General features: G+C 66.0%; 17 protein-coding genes. 10 read left to right on the top strand and 7 right to left on the bottom strand.

The window, feature by feature from the left end:
• Window positions 1-436, top strand: a 436-nt coding sequence (locus AC1HIY_RS03205; protein ID WP_479575265.1) for a choice-of-anchor B family protein, incomplete at its 5' end; no start/stop codon positions are given.
• A gap of 156 nt (window positions 437-592) precedes the next feature.
• Here the strand turns inward: AC1HIY_RS03205 and AC1HIY_RS03200 are convergent.
• Together AC1HIY_RS03200 and AC1HIY_RS03195 are read right to left on the bottom strand one after the other, a co-directional pair.
• Window positions 593-1,777 carry a cupin domain-containing protein gene (locus AC1HIY_RS03200; protein WP_479575264.1) on the bottom strand — a complete coding sequence of 395 codons (1,185 nt, stop codon included), beginning with the start codon at window positions 1,775-1,777 and terminating at the stop codon, window positions 593-595.
• An 80-nt stretch (window positions 1,778-1,857) separates the two neighbouring features.
• The gene (locus AC1HIY_RS03195) at window positions 1,858-2,025 is read right to left on the bottom strand and encodes a zinc ribbon domain-containing protein (protein ID WP_479575263.1); all 168 of its coding nucleotides are present in this window, start codon (window positions 2,023-2,025) and stop codon (window positions 1,858-1,860) included.
• A 169-nt stretch (window positions 2,026-2,194) separates the two neighbouring features.
• Here AC1HIY_RS03195 and AC1HIY_RS03190 point away from each other — a divergent pair, with 169 nt between their 5' ends.
• The 3 genes from AC1HIY_RS03190 (at window position 2,195) to AC1HIY_RS03180 (ending at window position 6,313) form a co-directional block, all read left to right on the top strand.
• Window positions 2,195-2,635, top strand: coding sequence for a hypothetical protein (locus tag AC1HIY_RS03190; RefSeq protein ID WP_479575262.1), 441 nt, complete (start codon window positions 2,195-2,197; stop codon window positions 2,633-2,635).
• Between the two features lie 158 nt (window positions 2,636-2,793).
• Entirely contained in the window at window positions 2,794-5,025 is a 2,232-nt protein-coding gene (locus AC1HIY_RS03185) for a carbohydrate binding family 9 domain-containing protein (protein WP_479575261.1), read from the top strand.
• Between the two features lie 154 nt (window positions 5,026-5,179).
• Window positions 5,180-6,313 (top strand): saccharopine dehydrogenase family protein, encoded by a 1,134-nt coding sequence (locus AC1HIY_RS03180; protein ID WP_479575260.1) that lies wholly within the window; start codon window positions 5,180-5,182, stop codon window positions 6,311-6,313.
• 24 nt (window positions 6,314-6,337) lie between these two features.
• On the opposite strand, the gene AC1HIY_RS03175 is transcribed toward AC1HIY_RS03180, so the two are convergent.
• Both AC1HIY_RS03175 and AC1HIY_RS03170 read right to left on the bottom strand, forming a co-directional pair.
• Window positions 6,338-10,939: a GEVED domain-containing protein gene (locus tag AC1HIY_RS03175; protein WP_479575259.1), complete on the bottom strand. Its 4,602-nt coding sequence runs from the start codon at window positions 10,937-10,939 to the stop codon at window positions 6,338-6,340.
• Window positions 10,940-11,109: 170 nt separating this feature from the next.
• Entirely contained in the window at window positions 11,110-12,390 is a 1,281-nt protein-coding gene (locus tag AC1HIY_RS03170; protein ID WP_479575258.1) for a HAMP domain-containing protein, read from the bottom strand.
• Between the two features lie 139 nt (window positions 12,391-12,529).
• Here AC1HIY_RS03170 and AC1HIY_RS03165 point away from each other — a divergent pair, with 139 nt between their 5' ends.
• Entirely contained in the window at window positions 12,530-13,852 is a 1,323-nt protein-coding gene (locus AC1HIY_RS03165; protein WP_479575257.1) for an aminotransferase class III-fold pyridoxal phosphate-dependent enzyme, read from the top strand.
• Between the two features lie 9 nt (window positions 13,853-13,861).
• On the opposite strand, the gene AC1HIY_RS03160 is transcribed toward AC1HIY_RS03165, so the two are convergent.
• Window positions 13,862-14,377, bottom strand: coding sequence for a hypothetical protein (locus AC1HIY_RS03160; protein ID WP_479575256.1), 516 nt, complete (start codon window positions 14,375-14,377; stop codon window positions 13,862-13,864).
• 149 nt (window positions 14,378-14,526) lie between these two features.
• Here AC1HIY_RS03160 and AC1HIY_RS03155 point away from each other — a divergent pair, with 149 nt between their 5' ends.
• From AC1HIY_RS03155 to AC1HIY_RS03140, 4 genes are all read left to right on the top strand, one after another.
• Entirely contained in the window at window positions 14,527-15,384 is an 858-nt protein-coding gene (locus AC1HIY_RS03155) for a DUF2726 domain-containing protein (protein WP_479575255.1), read from the top strand.
• Window positions 15,385-15,498: 114 nt separating this feature from the next.
• The gene (locus AC1HIY_RS03150; protein ID WP_479575254.1) at window positions 15,499-15,840 is read left to right on the top strand and encodes a DUF2752 domain-containing protein; all 342 of its coding nucleotides are present in this window, start codon (window positions 15,499-15,501) and stop codon (window positions 15,838-15,840) included.
• On the top strand, window positions 15,833-16,219 hold the full coding sequence (locus tag AC1HIY_RS03145) for a TM2 domain-containing protein (RefSeq protein ID WP_479575253.1): 387 nt from the start codon (window positions 15,833-15,835) through the stop codon (window positions 16,217-16,219). The genes AC1HIY_RS03150 and AC1HIY_RS03145 overlap by 8 nt, the downstream gene beginning before the upstream one ends.
• Before the next feature lie 55 nt (window positions 16,220-16,274).
• On the top strand, window positions 16,275-17,402 hold the full coding sequence (locus tag AC1HIY_RS03140; RefSeq protein ID WP_479575252.1) for a PQQ-dependent sugar dehydrogenase: 1,128 nt from the start codon (window positions 16,275-16,277) through the stop codon (window positions 17,400-17,402).
• Here the strand turns inward: AC1HIY_RS03140 and AC1HIY_RS03135 are convergent, their stop codons facing one another.
• Window positions 17,403-18,407, bottom strand: coding sequence for an acetamidase/formamidase family protein (locus AC1HIY_RS03135; protein WP_479575251.1), 1,005 nt, complete (start codon window positions 18,405-18,407; stop codon window positions 17,403-17,405).
• Window positions 18,408-18,563: 156 nt separating this feature from the next.
• Window positions 18,564-19,040 (bottom strand): universal stress protein, encoded by a 477-nt coding sequence (locus AC1HIY_RS03130; RefSeq protein WP_479575250.1) that lies wholly within the window; start codon window positions 19,038-19,040, stop codon window positions 18,564-18,566.
• Between the two features lie 722 nt (window positions 19,041-19,762).
• Between AC1HIY_RS03130 and AC1HIY_RS03125 the strand changes: the two genes are divergently transcribed.
• The gene (locus tag AC1HIY_RS03125) at window positions 19,763-20,356 is read left to right on the top strand and encodes an ECF-type sigma factor (RefSeq protein ID WP_479575249.1); all 594 of its coding nucleotides are present in this window, start codon (window positions 19,763-19,765) and stop codon (window positions 20,354-20,356) included.
• Window positions 20,357-20,450 lie beyond the last annotated feature (94 nt).

The raw sequence follows: 20,450 nt of genomic DNA, 5'->3' as shown, positions 1-20,450 counted from the left end.
GTACCCGAACGTGGGCTACTCGCATCAGGGATGGCTCACCGAGGATCAGCGGTACTTTTTCATGAACGACGAACTCGACGAGCTGCAGGGCAAGGTCGAGGGCACGCGCACGCTCATCTGGGACGTGGCCGACCTCGAAGACCCGCAACTCGTGAAAGAATACGTCTCCGATAACCCTTCCATCGACCACAACCTGTACATCAAGGGCAACCTGATGTATCAGTCGAATTACGTGAGCGGGCTTCGGATCTACGACATCACGGACGCGGAAAAGCCGGTTCCGGTGGGGTATTTCGACACGGTCCCGTACGGCGACGACGCGCCGACGTTCGGCGGTTCATGGAGCAACTATCCGTACTTCGAGAGCGGCGTGATCGTGGTGACGAGCGGACAGGAGGGCGTGTTCGTCCTCAAGAAAAAAGACCTGGGCATCTGAACGACCGCATCGTTGTGAAATGCGAAAGGGGAGGCTTGCTCCGGCGGGCCTCCCTTTTTTTGCGTTCCCTTCTCATCGCGGAGAGGATCGGCATGGATGGTTCGAAGCATTCTTGCCGGGTTATGTCCGCGGAGCCTGCCCCGCACGGGCGGGTGATCATCTTTCGACCACGAGCGCGCCTGCCGCGACGAGGGCCGCCAGCACTTCCGTGAAGTGCGGATCTTCGAGATGGCTCCCGAGCGTCGCCGCCGTGAGCGGCTCCGTGCCGGTGATCAGGCGGGCGCGTTCGAGACGCATGGGATAGGCAACGCCCGCGGCAAAGAGCGTGGCTTCATCGCCCCGGTCGGGGAGGAACGCGAGTTCCGAGAGGGCGGTCCGGCGCAGCCGCGCGCCCTGCCGAAGCGCCGAGACGAGGCCCTCCGGGGAGAAGACCGCCCCCTCCTCATCGTCGCCCCCCTCCTCATAGACGATGCCTTCGCCCCGCTTCGGCGCGGTGATGAAACGCCCGAACCACGCGTCGAGCGCCGCGTCGTCGCGGACGAGTGAGCGGAGCACCTCACGGACGGCGGCGCGCGCCTCGGGCGTGATCTCGCCGGGATGCGCCGGCGGCGTGAGGTCCGCCGGGTCGGCGTATCGGACCGTCGGGTCGAGCGTGACGAGGCAGTCTTCGAGAAAACCCGTGACCAGTTCGACGTGGCTCGGCGCGCGAAAGCCGACGGAGCACGTCAGGCAGTCGTCGAGGGCCACGCCGTCGTGCGGGATGCGGGGCGGAAGGTAGAGCATGTCGCCCGGTTCGAGCACCCACTCGGCGTCCGGCTCGAAGTCCGCGAGGATGCGCACGTCGAGGTCGGGCACGAGGATCTCCTCCTCGACCGGCGTGTGATGGATGCGCCACCGGCGGCGACCCTTCGCCTGCACGAGGAAGACGTCGTAGTTGTCCACGTGCGCGCCGACGCCGCCGCCCTCGGGCGCATAGCTGATCATCACGTCGTCGATGCGCCAGTTCGGAAGGAACCGGAAGTGGTCGCGGAGTTCGGCCACGGCGGCTACGTGGCGGTCGACCTCCTGCACGAGGAGCGTCCAGTGCTTCGGCGGCAGGTCCTCGAAGTCCTCCACATCGAAGGGCCCATACCGCACTTCCCACGGGTACGCCCCGCCTTTTTCGAGCACGAGCCGCGCCTCCACCTCTTCCTCGCATGCCAGCCCGGCAAGATCCTCCGGCGTCACCGGCGCGACGATTCCGGGAAAGGCCCCTCGAATCAGAAGCGGCTTTTTCTGCCAGTATTCCTTGAGAAAAGCTTCGGGCGTGCGCCCGCCGAGGAGGGTAGGGGAGACCTTCATGGGGAGGCGTTCATGTGTTTCGATTATCGGCCGATTCCTGACACCGCGCATCCCGCCGAAAGTTCTGTCGCCCGGCGCGGTCAACAGCCCACGGCGAACCACCCGAGCAGGAGCAACACCATGAGCACGGCGACGAGCTTGACGGCGGGTTTCTGGACGGGGAACTCATACCCGCAATACGGGCACGTCTCTGCGTCGGCGTCTACCGGCAACGCACACGAGGGGCACTCTTTCTTTTTCTCGGACATGGGCGGACGGGACCAGAGCGTTTCGGATGCTCGGGTGTCAACGCCTGCGCCGGGCTTGCGTTCTTCGCCCCGCACTATTTGTGTGAAAGCCCGGCGCCGCGTGTAACTTTTCGGAGCGTCTCCGCGAAAGGAAGAATGTGCTCCTCAGAAAAAAACCCGGTGATTTACGATGAAACGTGCACTGCTCCTCCTGATCTTTCTCGTGCCGGCTCTCACGGCGGCGCACGCGCAGTCCCGCGTGTATGAAAAAGACCTCTCCGGCACGTGGAAGCTCGTGGTCGACCTGGATGAAAAGAAGGCCGACTCCTCCCTCGAACGCATCGCGATGAAGGCCGCGAGCGGGCTTCTCGACGAGATCGACATCCGTTTCGTGTTCATGGACGATCACCGCCTCAAAGTCGTCACGCGCGCCTTTGACGATGACGAGGAAGACGTGGATTATTCGGAATGGCGCGTCAACGACCGGGGCGAACTCATGCTCGGAGAAACCGACAAGGCGGACTTCGAGGACACCGTGTGGCTCCGTGAAGGCGACCGGCTGATTCCATACGAATACGACGACGGGCGGCGGGAAAAGAAGCAGGCCATCTATCTCGTGCGGATCCGCTAGGCTCCGTTTTGCGCCGCCTTCGGGAACGCAGCGGGGGGGCAAGGGGTGCTTTAGACGCCCCCTGCTTCCCCTCATTGCTTTTGTCGAGGGGAAGCGTCATCTTCAACCCGCTCCGTGCGGCTCGAGGCCGCCCCCCGCGATCCCCGCTTCCCCGGATCATGCGTTTCTCCGTCCTTCTCCTGCTGCTCGCCTGCGCGTGGCCGACGCGCGCGCCGGCGCAACCCGCGATGACGCACGAGGCCCCCCCCCTCGCCGATCCGTCCTCGCTCCCGCGCCCGACGGTGCGCGCCGTCCGCATCGACGCACCCATCACGCTCGACGCCTACCTCGACGAACCCGCCTGGCAACGCGCCGACTCCGTCACCGGCTTCACGCAGTACCAGCCCGAGCCCGGCGCGCCCGCCTCCGAGCCCACCGTCGTGCGCATCCTCTACGACGACGATTATCTGTACATCGGCGTGGTCTGTTATGACGAGCACCCCGAACGCCTCACCGTGCCGAGCCTCGACCAGGATTTCTCCACGCGCGACAGCGACCTCTTCGGGCTGACGCTCGACACGTTCCACGACAGACGCAATGCGTTCCTCTTCGCGGTCAACCCGCGCGGCGGCATCGCCGACTTTCAGGCCTTCAACGACGGGCGCAACGTGAACCGCTCGTGGGAGGGCATCGTGAAGGTGAAGGCGCGCATCCACGAGCGCGGATGGACGCTGGAGATGGCCCTCCCCTTCTCGACGCTCCGATACGACCCGACGAAGGCCGAACAGACGTGGGGAGTCAACTTCCTCCGGCGCATCCGGCGGCTGAACGAAGATGACTACTGGGCGCCGCTCGCCCGCCCGGACCGCCTCTACAAGATGTCCGAGGCCGGCACGCTGACGGGGCTGACGGGCCTGCGCCCCGTGCGCAACCTGCAGGTGAAACCGTACGTGAAGAGCAACCGCACCACGGGCACGCTCCTGCCGCCCGGCGCGGACGCCTACGGCCTCGATGCCGGAGGCGACCTCAAGTACAGCCTCACCCCCGGCCTCACGCTCGACCTCACGGCCCGCACCGACTTCTCACAGGTCGAGGTCGATCAGGAGCAGATCAACCTGACGCGCTTTCCCACCTTCTTCCCCGAAAAACGCGACTTCTTCCTCGAAAACGAGGGCATCTTCACCTTCGGCGACGTGGCCGAGCGCACGCAGCGCACCGGCAGCTCCACACGGGCGTTCACGCTTTTCCACTCGCGCCGCATCGGGCTCTCGGGCGGGCGGCTCGTGCCCGTGCTCGGCGGCGGACGCCTCTCCGGGCGCGCGGGCGCCTTCGAACTCGGACTGCTCAACCTTCAGACGCAGCCCGTCACGCTCGTCGGCGCGGACACCACGCGCGTGCCCGCCGAAAACTTCAGCGTCGTGCGCGTGCGGCGGAACGTGCTCGGCAGCTCGGACGTCGGCGTCCTTTTCATCAACCGGCAGGCCACGAGCGAAGCCGACCGGTACAACCGCACCTTCGGCGTCGACGCCAACTTCCGGCTGATGCGGCACATGATCGTGAACGCCTACGCCGCCGCCACGCAGACGCCCGGCCTCGACGGCGACGCGACGGCGGGCCGCGTGCTCGTGGGCTGGCGCGACACGTACTGGGACACGGCCGCCTTCGTCAAGCAGGTCGGCGACGCCTTCAACCCCGAGGTGGGCTTCGTGCGCCGGCGGGCGATGCGGCAGGCCTACGCCACCCTCGGCATTCACCCGCGACCGGCGATGCGGCTCTTTCAGGAACTCAACCCGTACGTCGAGGCCACCGCCATCACCGACCTCGGCGGGCGGCTCGAAACACGCGAGGCGACGGCCGGCCTCGCCCTGGAGTTCATCGAGGGAAGCCGCGCGAGCATCGAGGTCAAAAACACGTTTGAGCGACTCTCGTCCGGCTTCACGCTCGTTTCCGGAGCGTCGTTCGAGGCGGGCGAGTACACCTTTACCGACGTGCAGGTGCAGACGCAGACGACCGCCTCGCGCCCCCTCTCGGCCCGCCTCTCGCTCGGCGGCGGCGGCTTCTTCGACGGCGCCCGCCGAAGCGCCCGCGCCGACGTGCTCTGGCGCGTCGATTATCACCTCTCGCTCAACCTCTTCGCCGAGCACAACCGCATCACCCGAGAGGGCGAGGCCTTCGACGCCGACCTCTTCGGCTTCCGCTTCCGGTATGCCTTCTCCACGAAGCTCTTCACGAGCGCCTTCGTGCAGTACAACCGCGCCACCGAGGAAGTGGTCACGAACGTGCGGGTGAACCTTATCCACGCGCCGCTGAGCGACGTCTTCCTCGTCCTCTCCGAACGCCGCGACACGCGGGCGAACGCCGTCCTCGAGCGCGCCCTCACGCTCAAGGTGACGAAGCTCTTCGCTTTCTGACGGGAAGCCCCCCTGCGCTTTGACCCGGCGCATGCCCGCATCGTGAGAACGTGTTGCGACGCGCGTATTTCGCGCATGAGGCGCCCTTACACACGATGCGCCCCCTTTCGTATCTTGGCGTCCTTTTTCGAACACCGATCCAACGGAATCTCGCATGGCAAAGATCATCGTCCTCGGCGCGGGCAGGGTAGGCCGCGCGATTGCGCTCGACCTCGCGCGCGCCCATGACGTCACGGCCGCCGACCGCGACGCGGCGACCCTGCGCACGCTCGCCGAAACGCACGGCCTCGGCACGCGCCTCACGGACCTCTCCGACGCCGGAGCCGTGCGCGAGGCCGTGGCGGGCTTCGACCTCGTCGTGTGCGCCGTGCCGGGCTTCATGGGCTTCGCCACGCTCCGCGCCGTCCTCGAAGCCGGGCGGGACGTGGTGGACATCTCCTTCTTCCCCGAGAACGCCCTCGACCTCGACGCCCTGGCGAAAGAAAAAGGCGTCACGGCCCTGGTCGACATCGGCGTGGCGCCGGGGATGGACAACCTCATCCTGGGCCACCACGACGCCCGCATGACGGTCCATGCCTTCGAGTGTCTCGTGGGCGGCCTTCCGAAGCGGCGCGTGTGGCCCTTCGCGTACAAGGCCCCCTTCTCCCCGGTGGACGTCATCGAGGAGTACACGCGCCCGGCACGCTACGTGGAGCACGGAGAGGTGGTGGTGCGCCCGGCGCTCTCCGACCCCGAGTTCGTCGAGTTCGACGCCGTGGGCACGCTCGAAGCCTTCAACACCGACGGGCTCCGGTCGCTGCTCTTCACCATGCGTCACATCCCCCACATGAAGGAAAAGACGCTCCGCTATCCCGGCCATATCCGGCTCATTCAGGCGCTGCAGGCGTCGGGTTTCTTCGGCGAGCAGCCGATCCGCGTGGGGGACGCCGAGGTCGCCCCGCGCGACGTCACCTCGGCGATCCTCTTCGACGTGTGGCGGCTCGAACCGGACGAGGACGAGTTCACCATCATGCGCGTGACGGTCGAGGGCGAGGAGGACGGCCGCCCGGTGACGCACGTCTATCACCTCTATGACGAGCGCGACCCCGTCACCGGCCTCTCGTCGATGGCGCGGACGACGGGCTTCACGGCCGCCGCCGCCGCCCACCTCCTCCTCGAAGGGCGCTTCACCGGGAAAGGCGTCTTCCCTCCCGAGCTCGTGGGCCGCGCCGAGGGGTGCTTCGCCTTCGTGCGCGACTACCTCGCGGCGCGCAACGTGCACTACCGCCACGAGGTGCGTGAAGGCTGAGCCCGCCGCCTTCCTCCCTCCACATCAGCGCACGACCGTGAGGGTGCGGTGCGCCCGGAAATCGCCCGCCGTCAGGCGCACGACGTAGACCCCGGCGGGAAGGCCGGCAGCGTCGAGGCGGGCCTCATAGCGGCCGGGCGCGCGCGGGGCATCGACCAGCGTGACGCGCCGCCGCCCGAGCAGGTCGTAGACCTCCAGGCGGACGTGCGCGGCGGCCGCCACGTCGTACGGGATCGTCGTCTGCCGGGCGAACGGGTTGGGGTAGTTCGGATACAGGCGTGAGGCCACCGGCACAGACGCCTCCGGCTCGACGGGCGTGGCCGTGCCCACCGTCACGGCATAGTCCTCCACCTCGCCGCCGAAAACCAGCCCCGCGGGCCCGAGGCTGCCCTGCGGGTCGAGGCGGAAACGGGCATACGTCTTCCCCGTCATCGCCGTGTCGGGCACGCTGAAAGTGAGCATGTGCGTGCCCGGCGTGAGCAGCTCGTCGGTGATGACCTGCTCGCCGGCGTCGTCCCAGTCGTCGTCCCGGTTGAAGTCGAGCCAGGCGTTGAGGTAGCCGCTGCCCCCGGTGACATCCGTGACGGTGACCTCGACGGTGGCCGTCTGGCCCGGCAGGAGCGGGGTGGTGAACGTCACACCGTCGTCATCGTCCCCGTCGCCCGCGGCGTCGTCGTCGGGTTGTCCGTCGAGCTCGCCGTCGACTTTTTCTCCGAGGACGAGGTTGCTCATGATGTGGGCGGCGGGCGGGGTGAGGGTGGCCCCGATGAGCGTCGGATAGCGGGGCGCGTCGCGGTCGTCCGGGGCGTCGCCGTAGTCGATGGCCGTGCCGCCGGGCAACAGCTGCACCAGGTAGTCCTCCACCTCGCCGTCGGGCGCAATGCCGGTGACCGTGTTGGCGGCGTCGGCCACCGTGGTGAAGCGCGCGCGCAGAACCGAGAGCCCGAGGTCGACGGCCGCCGGCACGGTGACGGGCACCTCGGGACGCACCGGGCCGGTGCTCACGAAGACCTCATCGACGACGTGCTCGTCGACTTCGTCCCAGTCGCCGTCGCGGTTGAAGTCGATCCAGACGTTGAGGTAACCCGAGACGGTGTTGAGCGCGATGAGCGAGTGGAGGCCGGGAGACAGGACCGGGATCGGCTGCGTGCCCGGCCCCAGGATGGGATGCGGGAAGAGGTGAGGCGTCTCGAACAGCAGGCCGTCGTCGTCGTCGCCGGCGTCGAGGTCGTCGCCGTCGACGAGGATGGTCGGTTTGCCGTCGACCTCGGGGTCGAGCCGGTCGCCGAGGCGGATGGAGAAGACGGCCTCGTGCCGCGCGCCATCGGATGCCAGCATGGTCGGGTAGCCGTGGGGCACGGGGTCCTGGTCCGTGCCCGTCTCCGGCGCATCGCCGAACTCGAGGCCGGCGACCAGCCATGCGCTCGAAAACTCGGACGTAGGCCCGCCCTCCACCGACTCATATGGGAAAGGCACGTCCAGCTTCGTGGCCGTCGCCGTGATGAAGCCCGTCAACACCTTGTTCACGACCAGGGTGAAGTCGGCCTCTCCCATGGCGTCGGTGGCCACGGTCGTTGTCCCCACATACGTTTGTCCTTCCCCGTAACCCGATTCATCCGGCGCTTCGTTCTCATAGACGTCGATGCTGAAGGGCCAGTTCGGCGTACTGTCGAGCATGCCGGTGATGGTGGTCTGGGTCCCCGTCACGGTCACCCCCGTAATGACCGGCGCGTTCTGCAGGCCGTTCGGTCCCGTGTCGGGGTCCTGTGGGTCGTTGGGCGTCGGCCCGTCGCCGATCAGGTCGATGCCCAGCAGGCCGTTCTCGAAAATGGCGTTCTCCGAGATCAACACGTTGTCGCCGTCCACGATGGCGACCCCGTTGCCCCCATTGTAGGCAATGCGGTTGCCGTCGCCGCCAAACCCGTCCGGGTCGATCCCGATGAGCACGTCCTGGGAGCTAAAGAACATATCCCCCACAACGACGCCCTCTTTCCCGTTGCCGAGCGGCTTCTCGCTCAGGCTGAGCCCGATGTCGTTGCGCGCCACAACGACGCGCTCGCTCGCTTCGATGAAGATGCCCGCCCCGGCGTGTCCCGAAATCAGGTTGTCGGTGATGAAAATATCTTCGCCGTTCACAAGGACGCCGTCCTCCAAGCTCGAGGCATCGCTCAGGGCCGCCTCGCCGGCGGCGTCGACGCCGATGAAGTTCGCCACGACCCGATGGCCGCTGCCGACCAGAGAGATGTTGGCGAAGCGGTTGCCGCTGATCAGGTTGAAATCGTCTTCTCCGATGACATCGTCCATAGCATCGGGAAAATCGAAAGTATCGCCCACTTCAACGCCGATTCCGTTGAAGGACAGCGCGGTGGCTTCCGTTCCGGTCACGTCGGTTCCGATGAAGCAGCCCGCCACCCGGTTCTCATTCCCGGTGATGAACACCCCGGCCCCGCCGTCGCTCTCGGCGCTCCAGAAGCCGCGAATGTTCAGGCCGCGCACTTCGCTCTGATTCCCGGCCAGATGGATGCCGATGGGCGTCTTCTCATCGGCGGAGGCCTCGACGCCGTCGAGCACGACCTTCAGCACCGTGTTGAGGGGTTCGTCAATAGCGTTGGTGGCCCGTTTCGCTCCGGGCTGCGTGTACCCGTCTATCTCGATCTGCGACTGCACGGCGGGCAGGTTCGTCTCCGGCTGTATGACACAGACGCCGTCCCCGTCACAGCCCGGGTCGTCGTCGGCGGGGATGTCGAAATGAATGGCGATGGGCGGCATTTCGTAGGCATTGGCCTCCTCGATGGCGGCGCGGAGTGTGCACTCGGGTTCGCTCTCTCCATTGCGCATGACGAGGTTGCCCGTATCACAGACGACGTCGCCGGGGTTCATGTCCGGAGCATCGCCGGTGGCGTTAACCGTCAGCACCGGGATGCCCGAAAACTCGGACGTGTTCCCGGTGGCCAGGTTCGTGGCCGTGGCGGTGACGTTGTCTACCGAGAAACCGAACGTGTGCGAAAACGGCGCGTCGCCGTCGGCGTCGGTGGTCACCTCGATGGAGCCGACGAAGGTCTTCCCTTCCCCGAAGCCCGTCGGATCCCGCTGGTCATTGCTGAAAAACTCGATGCGGTAGGTCTGGTTGGGCTCGCTGTGCAACGTGCCCTCGACCGTGGACCCCGAGACGGACGTAATCACCGGGAAGTTCTGGTATCCATTGGGGCCGTCGTCCACGTCGAGCGAATCGTTGGGCGTGACGCCGTCTCTGCCCAGTTCGATGCCCAGCCCGTCATTGTCATAGATGCTGTTCTCCGTGATCTCGACGCCCCGGGGAGAAGAGGCGCCAAAATCCCGCAGCAGAACGCCGTTGCCGTCGTTGTGCGCGATGATATTATTGCGGATCGTGATGCCGGCGGCGTCCTCAATCCAGATCCCGCTGTTCTCATTGCCCAGTTCATGCTCGTTCGTAAAAAACGAGGTCGTGAAGTTGACTCCGATCCGATTGCCTTCGATGGTGATGTCCGTAGGCTCCGGGTTGCTGAAGTTTCCCTTTGCGATGCTGATGCCCTGGCCGTGCACATCGGGCAGGCCGTCGCCAACGGCCGTGGCGGCGATGAGGTTGCCGGCTCCGTCGGCGTCGCCGCCGATGAGGTGTCCGGCGCCGCTCATCGAGATCCCCTGTCTCCAGTTGCCGAGCGGTTGCGTTCCCGTGACGTCGGCGCCGATGAGGTTGCCCTGTATCACGGCATCAGAAGCCGGAAAGATGAGACTGATACCCCCGCCCTCGTTCGCCGAGATCACGTTGGGCGCCCCGTTTTCGACGCCGCCGATGACCACGCGGTTGGCATCGACGGAGAGGCCGGCGCCGCCGTTGCCCAGGGCCTCCGTCCCCGTGATGTCGACGCCGATGAGGTTGCCCTGAACCACGGTGTCGTCGGCTCCTTCGGTGATGAGGACGGCCGTGCCGCTGACAAACTCGCCGCGGTTGCCCGAGATCAGGTTGCGGTCCTCGGGGTCGAGCCCGCCGAGGACCGAATTGGCTCCCGAGATCTGTATGCCCTGCGCGTTGGGCATCGCCGTCGTTCCGTCGGCGCTCGTGCCGATGAAGCACCCTTCGATGCGTACCCCTTCGGCATTCGAGATGAGCGCCGTGTTGCCGCCGAAGTTCTGGAAGACCAGCCCCCGGATGACGGTGCCGGCGGCGGAAGAGGAAATGTTCACACTATTTCCGGCGGGGAGGCCCCGGATGACAATCATCGGCTGCGCATTCAACGCCTCCGGGGCCGGGTTCGTGTTCGGCACGGCGCCGGGCTGCGTGTAGCCGTCGATCTCTACCGTCTCCGTAATGTTCAGTTGCAAGCTCGAACTCTTCGTGAGCTCGATGACGTGCGGCCCCGTGCCGGGGATGTCGAAGTGGATCTGGTCCGTCCCCGCCATGGCGTTGGCCGTCTCGATGGCGGCTCGGAACGTGCACAGACCGGTCAGGTTGCTGCCGCTTCCCGTGTCGCAGATGCCGTCGGAGGGACTGGGGTCGTCGTCGTCGATCGTCGTGTTGACGATGATCTGGGCGTGGGCGGACGGAAGGAACAGGTTCAGAAAAATAAGGCAGGCTGAGAGGAGGAGGATCTTACGCGTACACATGACTTCGAAGGCTGACTCCGTATAAAAGAACAATCCGGCCGGCGCTCCCTGCATCCTGACCGCGCTCCCGCCGGCCACGTATTTTCATACTATTTTCTCCTAAATAAAATTCAATACCTAACGAAAAAATTACATTGTTTTAACAAAAGCCGCCGGGAAGCCTCATCTTCTCACGTCGTTCCGGCATCCCGGACCTCGGGCGGCGTATCCTCGGGCGGCGTGTCCTCGGGCGGCGTGTCCTCGGGCGAGAGGCGTGAGAGGAGCACATGCCCCGTCTCGGCGACGACCTCCATGCGTTCCTGAAGCGAGGCCATGCTTTCCAGAAAATGGGAAGAGGCATGCACACGCCGGGAGAGGTCGAAAAGCACGTCCGCTGCGTAAACGTCCGGAGAGACGCACTGCTCGACCCGGGCGATGGTCTCTTCGAAACGTTCGAGGATGCCGGCGAGGCGCGCCTGATACCCTGCCGGAATCGCCCCTTCCTCGCGCAAAAGCTCGAGCGTGGCCAGGATCACGTCGATGCGTTCGACGGCTGCTGCGAGTTCATGGGAAAGCTCGGCGTGGACCTCGCGCTGTAGGTATGCCTGCCGCACGGCTTTTTGCGTCAGGTCGTGGATATGGTTGAAGTGCTCGGTCATCTGCCCGCTGACCTGGTCGATCCGGTGCTTGGCGGCGATCATGCGGGAGAGGATGTGGTCGAGGTCCTCGACCACGTGGGTGATGCGGTCGAGGAAGTGGTTGAGGTCCTCGGCGAGGGCGCCGAACTCGTCGTCGGAACGGATCTCGGCGCGGTACGAGAGGTCGAATTTGCCGCGCGCGAGGTTGGCGAGCATGGCGCGCAGGGCGAGGAGCGGTTCCATACGCGCCCGGAGCAGGAAAAAGAGCACGAGGGTGCTGGCGATGATGTCCGCCATGCTGACGACGGAGAGCACACCGACCTCGTCCCACCACGAGCGCATTCGGGCCGAGCGGTACGTCCGCACGACGACCTCGCCGAGCACGTCGCCCGGCTCGGCATCGACGTGGCATCGGAGGCAGAACGGCTCGGCCTTGAGCGCCACGCGCGCCTCGTGGCGCCGCCCCTCGGACCACGACGGGGGGATGCCCTTCGGCGTGAAGCCATACGTCTTTTCGATGGAGGTCCGCGTCACGTGGGCAGGGATGAGCGCCACCTCCATGCCCAGATCCTCGAAACTTTGCCGCCACGTCGGGTAGATGGTCCGGGCCGCCACCGGGCCGCCGGCATTGAGCATCACGTCTTTCAGGTTCGAAGCCAGCCGCTCCGCCGCGGCGACGGTCGTCTGCTCGTCCTTCGTCTCGAAGGCATAAAAGACAATGCCGAGTCGCACGGCCATCTCCATCAAGGCGATGGCCACGAGCACGAAAAAGAACTCCCGGATCATCCGAATCACAAAGGAGCGATCGAAGCGCCCGTCGGCGGTTTTTTTCATCGGAGAAAGATCGTGTGATGCGTATACTTCGGACGCGCCCGCCGCATGTTCGGCGCGGCTGCGGCGCACGGATAGGTCAGCCGCGCGACGCCCGGCGTTACGACCGCCGCCTTTTCCCGAAGCTTACCCGCTCCTTTTCATGCCCGTTTCCCCTTCCCTGCCCGCCGGCCAATCGCCCGAAGAGATCCTCCGGTTGCGGGCGCGGCTGCTCGGTCCCTCGCTCAGCGTCTCGTACCGCACGCCGCTGAAGATCGTGCGGGGCGAGGGGGCGTACCTGTTCGACGAGAAGGGCCGGGCCTACCTCGACTGTGTGAACAACGTGTGCCATGTGGGGCACGGCCACCCGCGCGTGGTGGAGGCCGCCTGCCGGCAGATGGCCACGCTCAACACGAACACGCGCTACCTGCACGACCACCTCGTCGACTATGCCGCGCGGCTGACGGCCACGCTCCCCGAGCCGCTGCGGGTGTGCTTCTTCGTCAACAGCGGGAGCGAGGCGAACGACCTCGCGCTCCGCCTGGCCCGCGCGCACACCGGCGGCACGGACGTGGTCGTGCTCGACGGCGCCTATCACGGCAACCTGTCCTCGCTCATCGACCTCAGCCCGTACAAGTTCGACGGCCCCGGCGGGAGGGGCGCGCCCCCGCACGTCCACGTCGTCCCCATGCCCGACCCGTATCGCGGCCTCTATCGTCGGGACGATCCCGGGGCGGGCGCGAAGTATGCCGCGCACGTGGGCGAGGCGGTGCGCCGCGCGCGGGCTTCGGGGCGGGAGGTGGCGGCGTTCTTCGGGGAGCCGATCCTGAGTTGCGGCGGGCAGGTCGTGCCGCCGGAGGGCTTTTTCCGCGAGGCGTATGCGAGCGTGCGCGCGGCGGGCGGCGTGTGCGTGGCCGACGAGGTGCAGGTCGGCTTCGGGCGCGTCGGCTCGCACTTCTGGGCCTTCGAGACGCACGGCGTCGTGCCGGACATCGTCACGATGGGCAAGCCGATCGGCAACGGGCATCCGATGGCCGCCGTGGTGACCACGCCGGAGGTCGCCGCCTCGTTCGCCAACGGGATGGAGTACTTCAACACGTTCGGCGGCAACCCCGTCTCGTGCGCCGTGGGGCTGGCCGTGCTCGAGGTGATCGCGGAGGAGGGGCTTCAGGCAAACGCCCGGCGCGTGGGGGCGCACCTCACGGCGCGCCTCACGGACCTCATGGCGCGCCATCGGCTCATCGGCGACGTGCGCGGACGCGGCCTCTTCCTCGGCGTCGAGCTCGTGCGCGACCGGGCGAGGCTCGAGCCCGCTGCCGAAGAAGCCGCCGAGGTCGTCGAGCGGGCGAAAGAACGGGGCGTGCTGCTGAGCACCGACGGCCCGCTCCACAACGTGCTCAAGATCAAGCCGCCGCTCGTCTTCTCCGAAGCCGACGCCGACCGCCTGGCCGAGACGCTCGACGCCGTGCTCACCGAACGGGGGTGAGGGCGCGGGTCAATAGATCGCCCGCTTTTCCGTCCACGTGCGCACCTGATGTTCGAGCTTGCCGCGAAGGGATGCCACGAAGTCCGAGAAACACTGCGTGGTGGCTTCGGCGCGGGCGCGGGCGGCCTCTTCCGAGGCATCCGTCGGCGGCGGGAAGACGCACCGGCTGAGCGGACTGCCCTCCTCGGTGAGGATCGTCATCTCATAGGGATCGCCGGGGTGTATGCGCATCGTCAGGCGAAGCTCCAGTCCGTCTTCGAGCCGGAGGAGGAGCATGAAGTCGTAATACGTCTGCCGCTCGGGCAGAATCATGATGCCCATCACGAGCTTTTTGTTGTCGCACCCGAGGAACGAGAGCATGTCTCCGTACATCCGATGCGCCAGCGCCGCCACCGTCTCGCGCTCGGTTTCGTCGGCTTCCCGCGAACGCTCCTGCGTGCGGATCAGCAATTCATAGGGCGTCAGGCCCTGTTCGCCGGTGTCGGGGGCGGGATGTCGATAGTGAAGGGCATGAACGTGCATCATTCGGATCCTCTGTGAAATGCCGGAGACAACAAGACGCGGCGACACGTCGCCATCTCCTACCATCGAACAAGCGCCGGATCAAATAAAGCATACAGGCATGAAAAATCTCCCGGCGCACACCGCGCTTCCCCGGCCCATCCCCGCCCGCGATGACGACAGACCCGGCCCGCATCGACCATGAGACCGTCTATCGGCTGATCTATGAGCGTCGGTGGACCGCCGTGCTCGAGGTGGCGCATCGGCGGGCGGCGGACCTGCCGGACGAGCCGCTCCTGGCCCGCGCCCTGGGCACGTTCGTCCCCGCTTTCTTCGACGACCTCGACCAGGCCGGAGCCGACGCCTCGCTCGCCGAGACGCTCGAAAAGCTCGTGCTCCTGCACACCGGCGGCTTTTTTCGCCTGCCGGACGCCCGTTTCGAGGCCGCCGTCGAGCGCCTGGTGCGCCTTCACGCGGATCGCCCCGAGAAGGCCCTCGACTTCGCCCGCTTTTGCCCCGGGAACGCGTGGTGCGCCGCCGTGCTCCGGCAGTACGGCCCCGCCGAAAACGCACCCGTGGCGCACCCCGCCGCCGAAGCCGTCCGGCTGACCGAGAGCCGCCCCCTTGCCACGGCGGACGCCACCGTGAGCCTGTTCAAGTCGCGGCAAGAGCTCGATTTCTTCATGGCCGTGCGCGAGGTCTTCGCCACGTACTTCGTGTATCCGAACGTCGCGCTGAGCAGCCTCATCGACTACAAGCGCATCGCCGACCGGCTCACGGGCGAGGAGCGACGGTATTTCTTCCATGCCCTCGTCGACTGCGTCGTCTTCGATCAGCACGACGGCTATCGCCCCCGCTTCTTTTTCGAGCTTGACAGCCCCCTTCACGACGACGAGGCGCGCCGGAAGAAGGACGCGCACAAGGAACGCATCCTCGCGCTGGCGGGCCGGAAGCTCTACCGCATACGTACCTGCGACCGGGAACGACGCCGCGAGGACTTCGTGACGATGCTCAAAACGCTCGCTTCGTGACCGCCGGGAATTTTTTCCTTTGAAAAAGAGCCGCTTCCCCGCCGCTCCTTCCCCACACGCGTGCAATTCCGTATCTTGCCGCGTCGTTCCCCCTCCCCAACCGCTCCTTTCCCGATGACGCGATTGCGCCCGTGGACCCGCCGTCTGCGCCGAATTCCGCCGGAAGCCGCCCTGTGGACGGCGGGGCTGGTCGCGCTCGCGTGCACCGACCCGAACGCCGAAAGCCTCTTCGGGCTGTGCGTGTTCAAGGCCGTCGGCTTCGAGTTTTGCCCCGGATGCGGCCTCGGGCACGCGGTGGCTCACCTCTTTCGCGGAGAATGGGCGGCGTCGTTCGCGGCCCACCCGCTCGGGCCGTTCGCCGTCGTCGTGCTCACCGGACGCGTCGGGTCGCTCGTGCGGCAGGCGCTCCACCTCCCCGCCCCTCCTTCTCCCCCCTACCCGATGCGCCATGTCTAAAGTCATCAAGTATATGCCCGAAATCGAAGACGACGAGCAGGTGTTCGTCGCTTCGCTCATGAAAGACATGACCGAGGAGCAGGCGGCGCAGTTCGCTCACGTCTATCGCACGCGACGGCGCGACCCCACCACGACGATGCTCCTCGCGCTCCTGGGCCTGATCGGCGCGGCGGGCATCCACCGCTTTTACCTCGGTCAGGTCGGCATGGGGCTGCTCTATCTTTTCACCGGCGGCCTCTGTCTGATCGGCATCATCGTGGACCTGTTCAATTACAAATCGCTCACGTTCGAATACAACAAAAAGCAGGCGCTCGAGGTGGCGAGCCTCGTGCGCGGCGCTTTCCCGTCCTCACCGCCTCCCTCGGAACTGCCGGCCTGAAGCGGCGTCCGTTCTCCCGTCGAACGCTCTTTTTTTCACCCGCCCGATTTTCGTCATGCGCCGGATTCTCCTCCTCGCCGTTCTCAGTCTGCTCACGCTCTCTTTCAGCGGCGCGCCCGCCGATCTCCCGCTCGACAAGATCAAGCTGCCGCCGGGCTTCGAGATCAGCGTCTATACCGACGCGGCGCCGAACGCCCGCTCGCTCCGCCTCACACCGGGCGGCACGCTCTTCGTCAGCACCCGGCGCGCCGGGAAGGTCTATGCCGTGCGCGACACCGACGGCGACCACCAGGCCGACGAGGTCCATACCATCGCCGAGGGCCTGAACATGCCCAACGGCGTCGCCTTTCGCGACGGCGCGCTCTATGTGGCCGAGGTCAACCGCATCCTCCGCTTCGACGACATCGAGGCCCACCTCGCCGACCCGCCCGAGCCCGTCGTCGTGTACGACGACCTGCCGTCCGACCGCCATCACGGATGGAAATATATCGACTTTGGCCCGGACGGCAAGCTCTACGTGCCCGTCGGAGCGCCGTGCAACATCTGCGACCGCGAGCCGCCGTACGCCTCCCTCCTCCGCATGAACCCCGACGGTACGGACGTGGAGGTCTATGCGCGCGGCATCCGAAACACCGTCGGCTTCGCGTGGGACCCCGTCACGGGCGAGCTCTGGTTCACCGACAACGGCCGCGACAACATCGGCGGGCAAAATCAGGACATCACCGACAACAGCCCTTCGTGTGAGCTCAACCACGCGCCGCGCCCCGGCATGCATTTCGGCTATCCGTACGTCCACGCCGGCGACGTGCCGGACCCGGAGTTCGGCGCCGGGCACGACCCGGCCGCGTACGAGCCTCCCGCCGTGAAGCTCGGCCCGCACGTGGCCCCGCTCGGCATCGAGTTTTATACGGGCGACCTGTTTCCCGAGGCCTACCGGAACCAGCTCTTCATCGCCCAGCACGGCTCGTGGAACCGCCGCCAGAAGATCGGCTATCGCGTGATGCTCGTCCGCTTCGACGCCGACCGTCGAGCGGTGGCCTATGAGCCGTTCGCCACGGGCTGGCTCGAAGGCAACGAGAACTGGGGCCGCCCCGTCGATCTCGAACTCATGCCCGACGGCTCGATGCTCCTCTCCGACGATCAGAACGGCGTCGTCTACCGCATCACGTACACCGGGTCGTGATCACCGTCCGATGACGGCCTTCGGCATGTGCATCGTCACGAGCACGTGCGGCACGTCGACCACCTCGGCAATCTTCAGGTCGCCGGCAAGCGAGGCGAGCACATAGGCGTCCTCGCGGGAGAGCCCGCGCGTGTCGGCGAGATAGTCGATCATGTAGCGCGTGGCCTTCCTGGCGGCTTCGTCGAGCGTCTCGGCATACGCGGTGACGGCGTAATAATCGTCCGCCTCATACTGCGGCTCGGCGATCTGCCGCCCGCCCTTGATCACGTTCACCTCATAGACGATGCGCATGGGCGCTTCGATGGCCGTGCCGCAGACCTCGCCGTGGCCCTGCGCCGCGTGCGTGTCGCCGATGGAGAAGAGCGCGCCCTCGACGAAGACGGGAAAATACACCGTCACGCCTTCGGTCAGGTTCGGGTCGTCCATGTTGCCGCCGTTGGCGCGGGGCGGGATGGTCGAGAGCATCTCGTCGGTGGCCGGAGCCACGCCCATCACGCCGGGAAACGGCTTGAGGGGGATGGCGATGTCGTCGTTGAAGCGGGCCACGGTCGCGCCGTCTTCGAGCGTGAAAAGCTTGAGGTACGGCTCCGTGAACTCGTCGGCGAGGAACCCGAAGCCCGGCACGATGGCCGACCATCCGTACGCGCCGAGTTCGATCTTGTGGAGCGTCACGGCGAGCACGTCGCCCGGCTCGGCGCCTTCGACGTAGACCGGCCCCGTGAGCGGGTGAATGGGGTCGAAGTCGAGCGTCTTCACGTCCTCGACGGTCGACTCGGGCGTGAGTTGTCCGTCGGAGGCTTCCTCGGTGCGCACCTCCACGACGGCTCCCGAGGGCACGCGGAGCACGGGCTCGATGGCGGCGCTGAAACGGTTGTGGGTCTGATCCTGCGTGAGCGAGTATTGCGGCTCGGGCACGGCGCGCTCGTCGGCGCGGGGCTCCGGTTCGGTCGCGCACGCGGCGAAAAACAGGCAGGCGATGAGAACAAAGGGACGAAGGCAGGTCATGGTGGAGCGGGAATGGGTGCGAAGGGACTTGAACGGCGGTAAAGATAGGGGGCAAACCGGGCTTTCCACAAAAAAGAAAGGTCCCGCGCGTCGAGGCTGCGAACAGCCCGACACGCGGGACCTCGTCTCACGGGGTCGCGTGGATGCCGGCGAGCGTCAGTTCACCGAGAGGCGCATGTCCGAATGCTCCTCTTTTGCGAAGTCCCGCAGGTCCATCCGTGCCTTGGGCACGTACAGAAGCGGGCAGGCTACCCGATCCGGCAGGTTCTTGTCGATGGACTCCGTCAACGCCGCCGCGATGCGGTTCCGCTGACTCCGACCGACGACGAGCAGCGCCGCGTCGCGGGAGGCTTCGACGATCTCGCGCGAGACGGTGGGACTCGTCTCCACGCGCACGTCGATGGCGTCGGCTTCCTTCTCGAAGCCCAGGATCCGGAAGAGGTTGCGGATGTCCGATTCGGTCACGAGGGGTTCGGGGTCCATTCGAAGCGAGATTCGTCCCGCGCGCGGGCTGTTGACGTGAAGCACCGTCAGGCCCGCATCGAGGCGCCGGGCCAGCTCGACCGCCTGCCGGATCACCGGCGCTTCTTCGACGGCGCCTTCAAGCGCCAGTAAAACGTTCTTTTTCATCATGATCTATATCCATTTGAGTGGTTGTGCACAGTAAAGGCGCCTTCCCGTTCTCTGAAGGAATGCGCCGCGGGAGGCGGGGAAGGATGCCGTTCCGGATCTCGGAGGCTCCCCGCCGTCAGGGTTCGTTTTTCCGAAATGCTTGTACGTCAACCGGCGTGCCATGACCCATCCCCGACGTCGTATTTACCGTCCCCCCATCGAATCTTAACCCGATGCTCACAAACCCCCCGTCCAGGCCATCGTCCCGTCCGAGGGCGCATCTCAAAATCGGCCCCATGACAAAACGATAGACGCGTTCTGAGACATCCCGCCGCCTCGACACCCCTCTTTCCGAAGAGAAAACGAGCACAGACGAGCGGTGTTTTTTCTCTTCTTCCCGCTTCCGGTCCGTCGGATCCAAACGTCTCCTCACCTTGTTTAACGGGGGTTGATTGTTTACATTGTTTCTTAACGATTCAACCTATCGCGTCGGCCGCCAACCCACCTTTCCGCGCACCCTCCTACGCCGGCGCCGACGCCGCACCCCATGTCTCCTCGAAACCGGGCATGGCCGGGGAATCTTCCCCTGTGGTCAACATACGAGACGCCGTGACCACCCTGTGACCTGGATTTCCAGCGGTGCGCTCGGGCGTTCCAAGCACATGCCACCCGGCGGAACGTCGATGCTCCGGAACCCGCGTTCCTCTGCCCGGGCTTGCCGTCCTTTGAAACAAAGAAGTAGTATGCCCTCACCTTCCGAAAGCACGGTTAGCCGCCTTCTCAAAGAAGCAGAGGACGGCAACAAGGATGCCCTCGACAGGCTGTTTCCGCTGATCTATGAGGCTTTGCGGAAGCAGGCGCACTGGCAGCGGCAACGGGTGCATGGACGCGATTCGATGAACACGACGGCGCTCGTGCATGAGACGTATCTGAAGCTGATCGGTCCTTCCCGGGTGAAATGGACGAGCCGCGCCCATTTCATGGCTGTGGCGGCCAAGGCCATGCGGCACATCCTCGTCGACTATGCCGAGCAACAGAACGCCCAGAAACGGGGCGGGGGCGCCCACGTGTTGCCCCTCGACGAGTTGACGGCCATGCCTCCGGGGGAAGGGCTGGCCGAGCAGCAGGCAGACACCGTGCTGGCGCTGCACGAGGCCCTGCAGCGTCTCGAAAAAGAACAACCCCTGCTGGGACGCATCGTCGAATGCCGCTTCTTCGGGGGGATGACCATCAAGGAAACGGCCACGGCTTTCGATATCGCGCCGGCCACCGTCAAACGGAAGTGGACCCTGGCCCGCGCCTGGCTCTACCGGGAACTTGCGGACCCTCCGGCGTGAAACACGGATCGGGCGGTGCGCCTGCGTCCCTGCGCTCGCACCGGCCGTTTGCACATGCTCAATATCTTTGTGATCTTGGGGTCTCCTTCCCGTT

It is taken from the genome of Rhodocaloribacter sp., assembly GCF_056451265.1.
Note: the sequence above shows the minus strand (reverse complement) of the source record. Positions and strands in the feature narration are given on the sequence as shown.